Consider the following 14,169-nt stretch of genomic DNA (forward strand, 5'->3'; position numbering starts at 1 on the left):
TTAGACCGTTCCGTGCCAAACTGGAAGGAACGGGGTCGGACCCATCAAATTCAATGATTGATCACTGGTCAAGTCTTGATGGAACCTACATAGGACTAGGGTTGACGCCAAGGGGCTGGCAGCCTCACATCAAGGCCCCTTCACCACCCCCTTGAGACCATGTCCAAGTTCCCGCCCAAGCCCGCCCAAATCGGTGAGCGCACCCGCCTTGTCCACGCAGGTCGCGAACCTTCCGAGCAGCACGGTTTCGTGAATACGCCGATCTATCGCGGCTCCACCGTCCTCTACCCGACGACGGACGATATTCTGAACCGTCGTGGCCGGTATTCCTATGGAACGCACGGAACTCCGACGACCGAGGCCCTCGAAAGCGCCTGGACGGAATTGACCGGTGCCGCAGGGACAGTTCTTGCCCCGTCTGGCCTTGCCGCCGTCACCCTTGCGCTGACCTCCTGCCTCAAGGCAGGGGATCATCTCCTGGTGACCGACTCGGTTTATCGTCCGACACGGAATTTCTGTAACAGCTTCCTGCGGAAATTTGGTGTGGAAACCACCTATTACGATCCGCTGGTTGGCGCGGGAATCAAGGATCTCCTTCGCCCGAACACGACCGCTGTCCTTACGGAAGCACCTGGGTCGCAGTCGTTCGAGATGCAGGATATCCCCGCCATCGCCGACGTGGTGCACCAGCATGGCGCCGTCGTTATCATGGACAACACCTGGGCGACCCCCCTGCTCTTCCCGCCTCATGAACGCGGCGTAGACATCGCCATCGAAGCCGGCACCAAGTATCTCAGCGGCGGTTCGGATCTGCTTCTCGGGCTTGTTTCGGCGAACGAGCGCTGCTTCAAGGCGCTGCGCGCAACATACGATGCCTTTGCCATGTGCCCCGGTCCGGAGGATGTGTTCCTGGCCCTGCGTGGAATGCGAACGATGGCGCTGCGCCTGCGGGAGCACGAAAAGCAGGCCCTCGACATGGCCCGCTGGCTCGCTAACCGCCCGGAGGTCGCGCAGGTCCTCCACCCGGCTCTCGAAACCCATCCCGGACACGACATCTGGAAAAAGGACTTCAAGGGCTCCTCGGGATTGTTCTCCATCGTCCTCAAGCCGTGCTCGGATCAGGCGCTTGCCGCCATGCTCGACGGCCTCGGGCTTTTCGGTATGGGCTTTTCCTGGGGCGGCTTCGAGAGTCTCGTCATCCCGTTCGATTGCTCCACCTACCGCACCGCGACGCAGTGGAAGCCCGGCGGCCACGCCCTGCGCTTCCACATCGGACTTGAGGATCTGGATGATTTGAAACGCGATCTCGACGCAGGCTTCGCCCGCCTTCGGGAAACGGATGCGAAAGCCGCCTGACGGACAGAAGCCCTTGCTCAGCAAGGATTTCTAAAGCCCGCCAACATCAAGCCTCGGCGTCAGCCGAGGCTTTCTTTTTTGCATCCTTGGCGATCAGCATGAGATTGCGCACGTAGATGAAGACCGAAAACGCCTGCCCTACGATGATGACGATGTCGCGCCGGACGAACCCGTAGACCAGGGTCATCAGCCCCCCGGCGATGGACAGGAACCAGAAGCCCATAGGGATGACGCTGCGCTCCGCCTTTTCGCTCGCGATCCACTGGACGATGAAACGTGCCCCGAAGACGAGTTGCGCGAGGACACCGAAAGCAGCCCAAAGGTCGAAGCGGGCCACGATGATGTCGTAGAAATAGAGCCCCAGATCATGGGAGAGGCGCATGAGCATCACACGATCTCCTGGGCGACGGGGACGCGGCGGCGGCGGCGGATCAGCCACCAGACGCCGGCCAGATCGAGAATTCCGACCCAAAGGCGATCGAACAAGCCGTAGTTGGACTGGCCCGTATGACGCGGACGGTCGACGACGTCCACATGGGCGATGCTGTAGCCCTCCCGCTTGACAAGGGCGGGCATGAAACGGTGCAGGGCGTCGAAATAAGGCAGGCGAAGATAAACGTCCCGCCGGAACGCTTTCAGCCCGCAGCCGGTGTCGCGGGTTCCGTCCTTGAGGATCCTGCCCCGAACCCCGTTCGCAATCCGGGACTGCCATTTCTTGTAGGCGCCATCCTTGCGGCCGACCCGTTGTCCAGCTGCCAGCGCAACTGATGGATCGTCGAGGGCCGCGACCAGCTGGGGAATGAAGCCCGGATCGTTCTGGCCGTCCCCGTCCAGGGTGACGATGATCGACCCGGAGGCCGCAAGCACGCCCGTGCGGACCGCCGCGCTCTGCCCGCAACTCTCCTGATGCTGAACCAGGCGCAGCCACGGACGGGTCGCGCGGGCGGACGTAACCTGCTCGACGGTCGCGTCCGTGGAGCCATCGTCCACGTAAATAACCTCGAACGGCCCTGAAGCCGCGCAAGCGCGCTCGATTTCCTCCACCAGGGGAAGGATGTTCAAAGCCTCGTTTTTAACGGGCACCACCACGCTGATGCGCGGGGCCGGAAGAATATCGTTCATCGATCAAGGGCCGTGACAGGCCCACCTTCTTGAAACAGGGGCAGTCTCAGGAACCGGACGCATAGGCTCCGATATCGAGCCGCCGCCCGCTGTTAATATTGAAACCAACGACCCGGGTCGAGAGGGTCGGGATAAGGCCCAGGCGCTCATTTTCCGCCCGGAAGGCCTCTTCGAACCGCCTCTCCACGAAAACCATCCGACAGCCGCCGTCCTTCAGGAAAGCCGATGCCTGCTCGCCGGTCTCGAGCATCTCAAGGCCGGTCCCAGTCAAAAAGACAAGGCTGGGTTCGCGATAGCCAAGGGTCGCGACCTTAGGGTTTTCGCAGGAATGGTTGTGGGCCACCTCCGCCAGGCGTGGCGACAGCTTCAGCGAACGCAGATCCAGTTGCGTGAAGCCGAAGACGCCAATTGCAAGGCACGTAGCCGAAACGAAGCTCACCGAAACGGCCTTGTGGACCTGGTTTCTCACGAAGAGCCACCAGGCATAAATTGCGATCAGGGACGAGGCAATCATGACCGGAAGGCCGCGATACGGCAGCGCCCCGTCAAAGGACCAGCTCACGCTGCTCAACCCGATGGTCAAACCAAGCGGAATGAACGGAAGCAGGACAGTCGCCACCTTGGCGGCGGGACGATGGGGACCGACGAAATGGCGCGAGATCGCCATGACGGTCAGGATCGCGACTGCCGGAAAAAGCGGCATCGTGTAGTGCGGCAACTTGGTCGGCACCGCCTCGAACACAAGCCAGGACGGAACGATCCAGGCCACGGTGAAGGCGACCGCCTCCTCTTTGCGATGGATCCACGCGAACGGCGCCGCGATGGCCGCCAAGATGGCTCCGGGCCAGAACGTGGCGAAGAACGACGCGAGATAGAACCCGGGAGGCGCCCAGTGGTACGATTGCGCCGTTCCGACCTTGCCGAGCATGTCGTGGCCGACAGAGGCCGAGTAGAACGCTCCCCCGCTTTTGATGGCGATCGCGATGAACCACGGAAGGACGATCAGAAGGGTCGCCAGGCCGCCAAGCCACGGGCGCAGGGTCAGGAGCCAATGGGCCGAGCGTTCGCGGTAGATCAGCACAGCGGCGCTCAAGCCGACGAACATCGGAACCAATGGTCCCTTGACCAGGATGCCGACGGCAAAGCCGAGCCAGAAGATCAGGAGCGTCCGCCTTGGGAGGATCCCTGCCCCGCGGCTCAAATAGGCTCGGGCCAGACCTCCCATGGCCGCGACCGAACACGCGGCCAGTACAGCATCGGTCTTGGCAAGGCGCGCTTCGACCATGAGAATGATGGAGGTCGCCATGAGGGCTGCGGCCACAAACGCCCCTCGCCGGCTCAGGAAGGCGAGGGAAGCCCAATAGGTTAGCAGAACCGTCGCGAGGGCGCCGAAAAGGGACGGGAGTCTATAGAGGGCAATGGTCGTGTGCGCCTCAGGTATTCCGATAGCCTCCCCAAGGGCGACCGTGGCGCTTTGCATCCAATAGATACCGACAGGCTTCTTGTGCCGAGCCTCGTCCTGGAAGCGAATATCCACGAAGTCGCGAGTTTCCAGCATCTGTTTCGTGGCCTGGGCATAGCGCGGCTCGTCCCGGTCCATAGGCTGCAAGGAGGCAAAGCCTGGCAGGAAGCACGCAAGGGAAAGCAGCACCAGGATAGCGCACAGGCGCAAATGGCTCCGCTCCAGGACGCTTGCCGCCTGCGCCAGGGAGAAATGGCGCAGGGATGCCCGCTGCTGTGCGACGAAACCATCCATCAAAAGCTCCGAAGGCGGAGAATGCCCTGCATCGAAAGAGTTCTTGCGAGCCGAATGCCCGTAAAGGGGGCTCATTTCCTCCAAACCCGGAGCGAAGTCAAATTGACGGAAAGCAGCAGCCTTTAGCCAACCGCGAACCATCCGGCGCTCTCAGGTATGTTCCGTCATTCTGCCGCCCTGACAGGCCCAGCACATGGCTTGCGCCCGGCATAGGATGATCCCGGAAGGTAAACAGGCCCTTACGGAGGACCCCGAGGCTTCTTCGGGTCTGTCAGCCAATCGGCCTTATCGGATAACCACGAAGAGGCCGATCAGCAGCAGGACAAGAAGGCTTGCGAGCACAGCCCAATGGGCAGGCCGCATGCCGCGAGTTCCGGGCGCCGCGGAACTGGCCGCATTGGAATCCGGACCCCGTGACAGCTCCGCCCCCACAGGCTTTGCCTGCGGATGGTCTGAGCTCTCCGGACGGGAGACGATTTGCGCACCTTGCACCATATGGGGGGAGCCTGACCCATGGGGGCTCATCAGGCTCTCGTCAAGCTCAACCGGGATCCCGGATTCCTCCAGATGCACCACCACGAGGGCGATATCTTCGGCGCTCATGTCGTTGACCGAGAGCGCCTGTGCGAGATCCTGATTGGTGAGCCCTCCCTTCTGCCGCCCGAGAGCGACCAGACGTTCAAGGGAGCTTCTGTCGATTGCCGGCTGCATCATGCACCATCTGCCGGTCGCATTCGATCAAGGAGCCTGCCGGCCAAGGCGCCTCGCTTATTCCTCGGCTAACGCCGGTGCGGAGCAGACATTCGCGTCCCGGAATGGAACGGCTTATGGCAGGATCATACGGGTTGCTTGAGGCCTGCCGCAATGGCGATTTGGACCAGTTCGGGAAGGCTCTGGGCTTCAAGCCGCTCCATGATCCGGGCGCGATGAGCCTCGACCGTACGCGGGCTGATATCAAGGTCCCGGGCAATCGTCTTATTGGTGCCGCCCGTGAGAAGGCCATCCAGCACCTCCCGCTCCCGCGCGGACAAGGTGGCGATACGCGCCTTGGCGATTTCGCCCGCCTGGTCCCGCTCGGCAATCTCGCGAATTGCGGCCAAGGCGGATGCGACCGATTCGAGGAGACGTTCCGGGCTATGGGGAACGTCCAGGAAATCGACGGCTCCGGCTTTCATCGCGCGGACCCCAAAGGCCACATCCCCATGAGCTTTGCCGAGGACGACGGCCGGTAGGCCGACCCGCCGAGCTTTCAGCTCCTTCGGTATGGTAAGCTCGTCCTGATCCGGCGACTGTATGGAGATCACCACGCAGCCCGGGATCAGCACCGGTGCGACCTCAAGAAAAGCCTGCCCGGAATCGAAGGTCTTGACCTGGTAGCCTGCTCCCTGCAGCTCCAGCGACAAAGTCCGGCGGGAATCCTCGTTACTGTCCACAATATAGACCATCGACCCATCGTGTTGGGTGATGTCCTGGGCGATTCCCGCAAGCCGCCGCACACGACCGCTTTCGTCGAGGATTGGAAAGCATGTATTCTGGATCCAGCGCACGCCCCCATCCGGCCGCACGACCCGATATTCCTTCACGACGACGTCAGCCTGCTCGAGCACCCTGTTGAAGGCGCCTGTTACATTCTCCCGGTCATCCGGATGAACGGAATCGAGCCACTGGCCAAAATCACGCGGGACCACAATGGCCGTTCCGCCCCAGATCTGCTGGAAGGACGGGCTCAGATACTCGATCTGGTTCGTGCCGGTATCGAGGACCCAGAGCACGCTTGTGGAGTTCTCGGCGAACTGCCGGAAACGCTGTTCGCTTTCCCGAAGAGCGTCCTCGGCGCGCTTGCGGTCATCGATGTCGGTGAATGTGCCAAACCAGCGCAAAACGTTGCCTTGCTCGTCCCGCACCGGGACCGCGCGCTCCATGTGCCATCTGTAAACGCCGTCGCTGCGGCGGAGCCGGTGCTCGAATTCGATTGGAGAGCTCGCTTTTATCGCTTCGGCCCAGTCCTGGAGAATTTGGGCTCTGTCATCAGGATGGATGATAGTTTCCCATTCCCCGGCATAGCTCTGCTCTTCCGACAATCCGGTATAGGCGAACCAGCGCGAGTTGAAGTAATCGACATTGCCCTCCCGATCCGCCGACCAGACGATCTGCGGCATGGCTTCGAGCAAGTCCCGATAGCGGTGCTCACTTTCCGATATTTCGAGCTCGACCTGTTGTCGTTGGGGCGTTTCAAACAAACTGACGAGGATGCCGGCAATCGTCCCAGCCTCACCGGGAATGGGGCTGCAATAGATGGAGAAATAGGCCTCAAAGCCGACGCCGGATCGCGTCATGCGAAAGCGCTGGTCGTGCAGTGAAACTGCCTCGCCACTGAGGGCGCGCTCGAACAGTCGTCCGTAATTGGGCCATGCCTCAGGCCAGGCGTCGCGGATTGGCCGTCCCATGGCGCCTGGATGTCTTGATCCAAGGATCCCGACGCAAGGTTCGTTGTAGATGGCGATAAGATCCTTCTCCCACAGTGCGATCATCGGAAAACACGACTGAAGGATCAAATCGACGACGGTCTTGCGGGGTTGTGGCCAGTTGGACATTGCCCCGAGTGCAGTCTGAGCCCAGTCGAACGTGCGAATCAGAATGGCGGTCTCGACTTGTCCGAGCGGCCATATCTCACCCTCTGAATGAATGAACTCCGTCACTTGCAACATGAACCGTCTCGCTGGAATACCCACGCCAAGACAACGCAGTATTCAGAACGTAGGTCAGCTACATTAACATGCGATCAACGCGTTCAAGGGGTAGAGAGTTCAATAATTGGATGTGTTCGCGTGCGTGCCGGAAGATGTGATTCACACCAACCAAGCCCGTACGCGAACACGTAACAATATTTTATAACTTTAGCTCAGGGTTTATTGGCGTTTTTGCCGGGCTTACATGAATGGAACCGCAAATCCTGCTACGGCAGTTGCGGCGCCCGCGAGCCGGACGACTTGCGGCTTTCCAAACAACGTCATGCCAGCCAGGACTCCGGCGCCGTGCAGGAGAGCCGTCGCCGTAGCGAAGCCGAGGCTGTAGGCGGTTGCGCCGGCAGCAGCAGGCATTTCCACGCCGTGTGCATAACCATGGAAGACCGCGAAGGCTCCTACGACAAGGGCCGCCGTCCCGGTCGCCCAGGATCGACCCGTCGCGACAGCCGAGCCCAGGACCACGATCGAAGCCAAGATGCCGATTTCCGCGGCCGGAATGTTGATGCCGGAGAAGCCGAGCGCACCTCCGACGAGCATCATCAGCACAAAGCTCCCCGGCACGGCCCAGAGCGCCTGTCCCCCGAGGATCGGGGCCAGCAGACCGACAGCCACCATGGCAAGGACGTGGTCCGCTCCCGCGATCGGATGCATGAAGCCAGAAAAGAATCCGGACATGCCCGCACCACCCGCATGGGCCAGCGCCGGCGTGGACAGGAGGGCGAAGAGTGTCGAGACGGTGAAACGCTTCGAAAACATGCTGAACTCCTATCAGGCAGCAGCGGCAAGGCCGCCGGCTTGTTCGATGAACCGGGCAATGGCGTCCACACCCACGCCGCCGCGAATGTTGCTGAACACATACGGGCGCTGACCGCGCATGCGTTTGGTGTCTTGTTCCATGATGGTCAGATCGGCGCCCACATAGGGAGCAAGGTCTATCTTGTTGACCACGAGAAGATCGGATCGGGTGATGCCGGGACCTCCCTTGCGCGGGATCTTCTCGCCGCCCGCCACGTCGATCACATAGATCGTGAGATCAGCCAGTTCCGGCGAGAAGGTGGCCGCGAGATTGTCGCCCCCCGATTCCACCAACACGATGTCTAGGCCAGGAAACCGTTTTCGCATTGTCGCGATGGCCGCGAGGTTGATGGAGGCGTCCTCACGGATGGCCGTGTGTGGGCACCCGCCCGTCTCAACGCCCATAATGCGCTCCTCCGGCAACGCATCCGCCACCGTGAGAAGGCGCGCATCCTCCTTGGTGTAAATGTCATTGGTGATGGCGCAGATGTCGTAGCGCTGGCGGAAGGTCTTGCAGAGCGCTTCCATCAAGGCTGTCTTGCCCGAGCCGACCGGCCCGCCGATGCCGACCCGAAGAGGTCCTGTGTGAGTGATCATGAGCGGAAAAGCCTAGTATACTGGTTTTCGTGATGGAAAGAGCCAAGATCGGCTCGGAACGTGCAGCCACCGATATCATCGAGGGATAGCCCTTGCGCCTCATGGGCGATCGCCTGGACCGTCGCGGACAGGGCAGCGCTGACGCGTGTGCCGGCGGTCTGCCCGATAGGGGCCGAACGGATCGCTGCCGAAACGAGCGTCTGAACGAGCGCGAAGAGAAACGCCCCCAAAGTCGCAGGCAATGGAATGCCATGCGCCGCAGCGGCCATGCCGACAGCAACCGGGAACGCTACCTCGCCTTCCTGAGGCATCAGCCGTGGCGAAGGCCATGCAGCCAAAGTCGCATCGAGGAAGCTTTTACCCTGCTGGCTTGTTTCCAGGTGGAGTTCGGATGATGGCGAAAGCGCAAGGGCAAGCTCGTTGACCGTGTTTAGCGCGTAAGCATCGTCTGCGGAGACAGCCCGGTAGGCATGGGCCAACAGGATGGCGTCGTTACGCCCCGCTCCCAAGGTCATGAGGTCCGTGAGCCAAAACGCCAGCGAAGCTTCGTCCGTCACGTCCCCTGTCTCGACGGCCCATTCGAGCGTGTGGGAATATGCGTAGGAGCCGACAGGATAGGACGGCGAAAGCCACGCGAAGAGTGGCAACAGGGATTGCGCTTCGACCGGGAGGAATTCAGCCATGACCATGCCCGTGGTGGTGCCCTGCTCCGGCAGGCTCATGGTGATGGTAGGCCCCCCGCACGGGGCGGAACGGTCGCTCGATGATCCGGGTCTCAGCTCCTAGACCCTGTAGCATATCGATCAGCACGTGGTCATATCCGATATAAATCGCACCATCGACGATCTCGGCCGGGACGTGCCGGTTGCCGATGTGCCAGGCGAGGGTCAACAATGCCAGAGCGTTGTCGGCTTTTATCTCGACAAGCCTTTCCGAAGCCGCTCGGACCTCTACGAGCCAACCGGTTTCCAACCTGATGGCGTCCCCGTCGTCCAGCACATCGGCCTTGTCCAGGTCGAGCAGGAAAGCGGTTCCGCCATCGCCCATGAGAGCGATGCGGCGGCGGTGCCGGTCGCCGTGATCGAGGGTGATGACATCGACGATGCGGGCCTGATCGACCGCCTCGCGGCGAATGATGGATGTGGCGCGTATCATTTCAGAACAGGAAATACCGTTGGGCCATGGGCAGTACCTTGGCGGGTTCGCAGACCAGGAGCTCGCCGTCTGCCCGGACGTCGTATGTTTCGGGATCGACCTCAATGTGAGGCGTGGCGTTGTTGTGGACCATGTCCTTCTTGCCGATTCCGCCACGGACGTTCTCTACGGCCACGAGCGGCTTCTGCACGCCGAGTCTCGCCGCAAGCCCGTTCCGGACCGCGACCTGCGACACGAAGGTGACTGAGGTCGAGGCAAGCGCCCGGCCGAAGGAGCCGAACATGGGACGGTAGTGCACCGGCTGCGGCGTGGGGATCGAGGCATTCGGGTCTCCCATGGGAGCCGCGGCAATCGCCCCGCCCTTGATTACAAGATCGGGTTTCACGCTAAAGAATGCTGGGGTCCACACAACGAGATCGGCCATCTTGCCCGCCTCGACCGAACCGATATGCCGCGATACTCCATGAGCGATGGCGGGGTTGATGGTATATTTCGCCACGTAGCGCCGAGCGCGCAGGTTGTCGTTGTCGCCTGTCTCGCCCGGGAGTGCCCCGCGCTGTACCTTCATCTTATGAGCTGTCTGCCAGGTGCGGATGATGACCTCGCCGACCCGGCCCATGGCCTGGCTGTCCGACGACATCATCGAGAGCGCGCCGAGATCATGCAGGATATCTTCCGCCGCAATGGTCTCCTTGCGGATGCGGCTTTCGGCGAAAGCCAAATCCTCCGGGATTGACGGAGAAAGGTGATGGCACACCATCAGCATGTCGAGATGCTCGTCGATGGTGTTCACCGTATAAGGCCGCGTCGGGTTGGTGGAGGATGGCAGCACGTTCGGCAGCCCCGCCACCTTGATGATGTCGGGCGCATGCCCTCCGCCCGCTCCCTCCGTGTGGAAGGCGTGGATGGTGCGGCCCTTGAAGGCCGCGATCGTATCTTCGACGAAGCCGGACTCGTTGAGCGTGTCGGTGTGGATCATCACCTGCACGTCATATTCGTCCGCAACTGAGAGACAGCAATCGATGGCGGCGGGGGTGGTGCCCCAATCCTCGTGCAGCTTGAGGGCGCAAGCGCCGGCTTGGACCATCTCTTCAAGCGCGCCGGGCTTCGAGGCGTTGCCTTTACCCGTGAAAGCGAGGTTCATCGGAAAGGCGTCGGCGGCCTCGATCATGCGCGCCATGTGCCATGGGCCGGGCGTGCAGGTCGTCGCGAACGTGCCGGTTGCTGGCCCCGTGCCGCCGCCGAGCATGGTAGTCACGCCGGACATCAACGCTTCGTCGATCTGCTGCGGGCAAATGAAATGGATATGAGAATCGAAGCCGCCCGCCGTGATGATCTTGCCCTCGCCGGCAATGATCTCGGTGCCCGGGCCGATGACGATGTCCACGTTCGGTTGCACGTCGGGATTGCCCGCCTTTCCAATCCTGGCGATGCGCCCGTCGCGGATGCCGATATCGCCCTTTACGATCCCCCAATGGTCGAGGATCACCGCATTGGTGATGACGGTATCCATCGCGCCTTCTTGGCGCGTTGCCTGCCCTTGCCCCATCCCGTCTCGGATGACCTTTCCGCCACCGAACTTCACTTCCTCGCCATAGGTTGTGAAATCCTTCTCCACCTCGATCACCAGCGACGTGTCCGCCAAGCGGATTCGGTCGCCCTTCGTCGGCCCGAACATGTCCGCATAGGCGGAGCGCGGGAGCGAAGCGGGTTTGCGTCCGCTCGACATCAGAGCGCTCCCATAACGGTCTGGCGGAAGCCGTAGACCTCCCGTTTCCCGGATAGGGGCACGAGGGCGACCTCGCGCGTGGAGCCGGGCTCGAAGCGGACCGCCGTGCCGGGCGTGATGTCGAGGCGCATGCCGCGCGCCTGCTCACGCTCGAACGAAAGCGCCGGGTTGGTTTCGAAAAAATGATAGTGGCTGCCCACCTGGATTGGCCGATCGCCGGTGTTGGCCACAGTAAGAACCACGCGCTCCGCGCCTTCGTTGAATGTGATCTCGCCCGGCTCAGTCATGATCTCCCCCGGAACGTTCTCGGAAGCAGCGCCCCTGATCGGGTGATGGACCGTCACAAGTTTGGTGCCGTCCGGAAATGTCGCTTCGACCTGAATGTCGTGGATCATCTCGGCGACGCCTTCCATGACCTGATTGGCAGTGATGACGTGCGCGCCCGCCTCCATAAGTTCGGCCACAGAGCGCCCGTCCCGCGCGCCTTCCACCACCGTGTCGGTGATCAGCGCGATGGCCTCCGGATGGTTGAGCTTCACCCCGCGTTCTAGGCGGCGGCGGGCCACCATGGCCGCCATGGTGATGAGAAGCTTGTCTTTTTCACGCGGTGTGAGTTGCATGGTTCGACCCTAACTGAGCCAGACGCGAGGGAGGGGCTCGCAACGGAAGGCGAGAAGAAATGGGCAGGCAACAGCTCGCAGGGCCTCGACGGTGACGGCGCAGAACCGCACCGCCAGGATGCCGTTCCAGGCGCTTGCGGCCGCGTCGCATCCATCTGCAGACAAGAGGTGCTGGCGCGCCTGCTCGAGGCGGGCCTCCGCATCCGGTGCTACATAAAGGAAAGTCGCAACCGCGCGTCCGCCATTCGCGACGCTCGGCTTGCGCAGCAGGTCCACGATCGGCCCTTGAAGACGAAGGGTATCGGCATAGACGAGGCGCTGTCCGCGTCGGATGCGCCAACGATCCTCGAAAAGGCCTTCGGTCACATGCTCGTCCCGAGCTTTGCGGCCGAAAACGACCGCCTCGAACAATGTGAGCCGCCCATCCTCCGGCATGTTTGCGTCCAAACGGCGGACAAGCCGCGCCTGATTGAACAGAATAGTTTCCTGAGGCAACCAGTCGAGGCGAGCCGCCGCACCAAGGGTCAGATCGACCGTTAGCTCCGACAGAGGGCCATCAGAGCGATACACCTTTTCGGCAGCCGGTGTGGCGAGACTTACCTGCGTCCCAGTCTGCGCCTCGATTTCCACGGTGAAGCGGTCGCCGCAGGCGATTCCACCCGCGGTGTTCACTAGCACGGCCTCGAGACCTGCACCCTCACACTTCGGAAGCCTAATCCGCATGGATCCGCTCTCCGAGATGCGCGCCGGCCGTGTCCGGCCGTTCAGCGCCATGGCGCTGAACGCAATCCGCCCAATAGCACGCTGACGCAGAGATCCTTCAGCTTGGGAGACACCATCAAATGGCCAGGCGTTGACGTACATCGTCCCCCTCAAGCGCCGAGCGGTCGCCGTTCTGGACGATCTCGCCACGCTCCATGACGACGAAACGGTCGGCCAGTTCGCGCGCGAAGTCGAAATACTGCTCGACCAGCAGGATGGCCATGTCCTTCCGGTCGCGCAAGTATGCGATCGCCCGCCCGATATCTTTGATGATCGAGGGCTGAATGCCCTCGGTAGGCTCATCGAGCACGAGCAAGCGTGGTTTCGTCACCAGCGCCCTTCCGATGGCAAGCTGCTGCTGCTGTCCGCCCGACAGGTCCCCGCCCCTTCGCCCCAGCATCGATTTCAGAACTGGAAAAAGCTCGAACACTTCCTCGGGAATCTTCCGCTCCCCGCGCTTCAGAGTGGCGAAACCGGTCTCCAGGTTCTCCCGCACGGTCAGGAGCGGAAAGATTTCACGTCCCTGGGGTACGTAGGCGATGCCGAGCGCCGCACGCTCGAAGGGCTTGAGCTGCGAGATGTCGCAGCCGTCAAACTGGATCGCACCACATGTGATGGGCTTCTGGCCGGCAATGGCGCGCAGAAGCGAGGTTTTCCCCACTCCGTTGCGGCCAAGCACGCAGGTGACCTCGCCGATGGCCGCCGAGACCGAGACGCCCCGCAGGGCCTGAGCCGCACCATAATGGAGGGTCAGATTTTCAATGGAGAGCATCGTCATCGGCCTAGATATACCTCGATCACGCGCTCGTTGGCGCTGACCACGTCCAATGGCCCTTCGGCCAGGACGGAGCCTTCATGGAGACAGGTCACTTTCACATCGAGATCGCGCACGAAGGTCATGTCATGCTCTACCACGACGACCGCTCGCGTTTTCGCGATGTCGCGCAGGAGATCGGCCGTATCCGCGGTTTCCTGGTCGGTCATGCCTGCGGCGGGTTCGTCCACCAGGAGAAGCTTGGGCTCCTGCGCCAGCAGCATGCCGATTTCGAGCCACTGCTTCTGACCGTGCGACAGCTCACCTGCCTTACGGCGGCGGTGGGCCGTCAGGCGCACTCGTTCGAGAAGCGCGTCGACCCGCTCCCGTTCGGAGGCGGTGCGGCGGGAAAACAGGGCCGAGAATGGTCTGCGATCATCCTTTAGAGCGAGCAGCACGTTGTCCTCGACCGTGTGCATGTCGAACACGGTCGGCGTCTGGAATTTCCGACCAATGCCGAGTTCGGCAATGGCGGCCTCGTCCAGAGACGTGAGGTCGTGCATACCCTCGAACAGGGCAGAGCCCTCGTTGGGCCTGGTCTTGCCCGTGATCACGTCCATCATGGTGGTCTTGCCCGCCCCGTTGGGACCGATGATGGCGCGCATCTCCGCGTGGTCGATGGCGAGCGAGAGAGCGTTCAGGGCGCGAAAGCCATCAAACGACACCGTGACGTTGTCGAGATAGAGAAGCGTCGGCGTAACAGGTTCGGTCATGTC

15 protein-coding genes are annotated in these 14,169 nt (G+C 61.9%); 1 reads left to right on the top strand and 14 read right to left on the bottom strand.

What is annotated here, in order from left to right; all coding sequences use genetic code 11:
- The first annotated feature begins 159 nt into the window (after positions 1 to 159).
- Positions 160 to 1,356: a cystathionine beta-lyase gene (metC, locus tag DRB19_RS07730; protein ID WP_114185456.1), complete on the top strand. Its 1,197-nt coding sequence runs from the start codon at positions 160 to 162 to the stop codon at positions 1,354 to 1,356.
- A 46-nt stretch (positions 1,357 to 1,402) separates the two neighbouring features.
- Here the strand turns inward: metC and DRB19_RS07735 are convergent, their stop codons facing one another.
- From DRB19_RS07735 to urtD, 14 genes are all read right to left on the bottom strand, one after another.
- The gene (locus DRB19_RS07735; protein ID WP_114185457.1) at positions 1,403 to 1,744 is read right to left on the bottom strand and encodes a lipid-A-disaccharide synthase N-terminal domain-containing protein; all 342 of its coding nucleotides are present in this window, start codon (positions 1,742 to 1,744) and stop codon (positions 1,403 to 1,405) included.
- Positions 1,744 to 2,478 (bottom strand): glycosyltransferase family 2 protein, encoded by a 735-nt coding sequence (locus tag DRB19_RS07740; protein WP_114185458.1) that lies wholly within the window; start codon positions 2,476 to 2,478, stop codon positions 1,744 to 1,746. Before DRB19_RS07740 ends, DRB19_RS07735 begins: the two co-directional genes overlap by 1 nt.
- A gap of 46 nt (positions 2,479 to 2,524) precedes the next feature.
- Positions 2,525 to 4,234, bottom strand: a complete 1,710-nt coding sequence (locus tag DRB19_RS07745; RefSeq protein WP_114185492.1) for an ArnT family glycosyltransferase — start codon at positions 4,232 to 4,234, stop codon at positions 2,525 to 2,527.
- 285 nt (positions 4,235 to 4,519) lie between these two features.
- Entirely contained in the window at positions 4,520 to 4,948 is a 429-nt protein-coding gene (locus DRB19_RS07750) for an RNA polymerase sigma factor region1.1 domain-containing protein (protein WP_114185459.1), read from the bottom strand.
- A 122-nt stretch (positions 4,949 to 5,070) separates the two neighbouring features.
- Positions 5,071 to 6,942, bottom strand: coding sequence for a PAS domain-containing protein (locus tag DRB19_RS07755; protein WP_114185460.1), 1,872 nt, complete (start codon positions 6,940 to 6,942; stop codon positions 5,071 to 5,073).
- Between the two features lie 222 nt (positions 6,943 to 7,164).
- Positions 7,165 to 7,737 (bottom strand): HupE/UreJ family protein, encoded by a 573-nt coding sequence (locus DRB19_RS07760; RefSeq protein ID WP_114185461.1) that lies wholly within the window; start codon positions 7,735 to 7,737, stop codon positions 7,165 to 7,167.
- A gap of 12 nt (positions 7,738 to 7,749) precedes the next feature.
- The gene (gene ureG, locus DRB19_RS07765) at positions 7,750 to 8,373 is read right to left on the bottom strand and encodes an urease accessory protein UreG (RefSeq protein WP_114185462.1); all 624 of its coding nucleotides are present in this window, start codon (positions 8,371 to 8,373) and stop codon (positions 7,750 to 7,752) included.
- On the bottom strand, positions 8,370 to 9,056 hold the full coding sequence (locus tag DRB19_RS07770) for an urease accessory protein UreF (protein ID WP_170148914.1): 687 nt from the start codon (positions 9,054 to 9,056) through the stop codon (positions 8,370 to 8,372). The genes ureG and DRB19_RS07770 overlap by 4 nt, the downstream gene beginning before the upstream one ends.
- Entirely contained in the window at positions 9,049 to 9,528 is a 480-nt protein-coding gene (locus tag DRB19_RS07775) for an urease accessory protein UreE (protein WP_114185464.1), read from the bottom strand. The genes DRB19_RS07770 and DRB19_RS07775 overlap by 8 nt, the downstream gene beginning before the upstream one ends.
- 1 nt (position 9,529) lies before the next feature.
- Positions 9,530 to 11,257 carry an urease subunit alpha gene (gene ureC / locus DRB19_RS07780; protein WP_114185465.1) on the bottom strand — a complete coding sequence of 576 codons (1,728 nt, stop codon included), beginning with the start codon at positions 11,255 to 11,257 and terminating at the stop codon, positions 9,530 to 9,532.
- Entirely contained in the window at positions 11,257 to 11,877 is a 621-nt protein-coding gene (locus tag DRB19_RS07785) for an urease subunit gamma (protein ID WP_114185466.1), read from the bottom strand. Before DRB19_RS07785 ends, ureC begins: the two co-directional genes overlap by 1 nt.
- A 9-nt stretch (positions 11,878 to 11,886) precedes the next feature.
- Positions 11,887 to 12,600, bottom strand: coding sequence for an urease accessory protein UreD (locus DRB19_RS07790; RefSeq protein WP_245439320.1), 714 nt, complete (start codon positions 12,598 to 12,600; stop codon positions 11,887 to 11,889).
- 115 nt (positions 12,601 to 12,715) lie between these two features.
- Complete coding sequence (gene urtE, locus DRB19_RS07795) at positions 12,716 to 13,411, bottom strand: urea ABC transporter ATP-binding subunit UrtE (RefSeq protein ID WP_114185493.1); 696 nt, start codon at positions 13,409 to 13,411, stop codon at positions 12,716 to 12,718.
- Between the two features lie 2 nt (positions 13,412 to 13,413).
- A complete protein-coding gene (gene urtD, locus DRB19_RS07800; RefSeq protein WP_114185468.1) occupies positions 13,414 to 14,166 on the bottom strand; it encodes an urea ABC transporter ATP-binding protein UrtD in 753 nt (250 codons plus the stop codon).
- Positions 14,167 to 14,169 lie beyond the last annotated feature (3 nt).

The sequence above is a fragment of the Microvirga aerophila genome, assembly GCF_003332305.1.
GTDB classification, from domain to species: Bacteria; Pseudomonadota; Alphaproteobacteria; order Rhizobiales; family Beijerinckiaceae; genus Microvirga; species Microvirga aerophila.

What these genes read in the sequence shown, in the direction of transcription:
- DRB19_RS07760 (WP_114185461.1), bottom strand. Translation starts at nt 7,737, where the DNA reads ATGTTTTCGAAGCGTTTCACCGTCTCGACACTCTTCGCCCTCCTGTCC.
- DRB19_RS07775 (WP_114185464.1), bottom strand. Translation starts at nt 9,528, where the DNA reads ATGATACGCGCCACATCCATCATTCGCCGCGAGGCGGTCGATCAGGCC.
- ureC (WP_114185465.1), bottom strand. Translation starts at nt 11,257, where the DNA reads ATGTCGAGCGGACGCAAACCCGCTTCGCTCCCGCGCTCCGCCTATGCG.
- metC (WP_114185456.1), top strand. Translation starts at nt 160, where the DNA reads ATGTCCAAGTTCCCGCCCAAGCCCGCCCAAATCGGTGAGCGCACCCGC.
- ureG (WP_114185462.1), bottom strand. Translation starts at nt 8,373, where the DNA reads ATGATCACTCACACAGGACCTCTTCGGGTCGGCATCGGCGGGCCGGTC.
- DRB19_RS07745 (WP_114185492.1), bottom strand. Translation starts at nt 4,234, where the DNA reads ATGGATGGTTTCGTCGCACAGCAGCGGGCATCCCTGCGCCATTTCTCC.
- DRB19_RS07755 (WP_114185460.1), bottom strand. Translation starts at nt 6,942, where the DNA reads ATGTTGCAAGTGACGGAGTTCATTCATTCAGAGGGTGAGATATGGCCG.
- DRB19_RS07740 (WP_114185458.1), bottom strand. Translation starts at nt 2,478, where the DNA reads ATGAACGATATTCTTCCGGCCCCGCGCATCAGCGTGGTGGTGCCCGTT.
- DRB19_RS07785 (WP_114185466.1), bottom strand. Translation starts at nt 11,877, where the DNA reads ATGCAACTCACACCGCGTGAAAAAGACAAGCTTCTCATCACCATGGCG.
- urtD (WP_114185468.1), bottom strand. Translation starts at nt 14,166, where the DNA reads ATGACCGAACCTGTTACGCCGACGCTTCTCTATCTCGACAACGTCACG.
- DRB19_RS07735 (WP_114185457.1), bottom strand. Translation starts at nt 1,744, where the DNA reads ATGCTCATGCGCCTCTCCCATGATCTGGGGCTCTATTTCTACGACATC.
- DRB19_RS07750 (WP_114185459.1), bottom strand. Translation starts at nt 4,948, where the DNA reads ATGATGCAGCCGGCAATCGACAGAAGCTCCCTTGAACGTCTGGTCGCT.
- DRB19_RS07790 (WP_245439320.1), bottom strand. Translation starts at nt 12,600, where the DNA reads ATGCGGATTAGGCTTCCGAAGTGTGAGGGTGCAGGTCTCGAGGCCGTG.
- DRB19_RS07770 (WP_170148914.1), bottom strand. Translation starts at nt 9,056, where the DNA reads ATGGCTGAATTCCTCCCGGTCGAAGCGCAATCCCTGTTGCCACTCTTC.
- urtE (WP_114185493.1), bottom strand. Translation starts at nt 13,411, where the DNA reads ATGCTCTCCATTGAAAATCTGACCCTCCATTATGGTGCGGCTCAGGCC.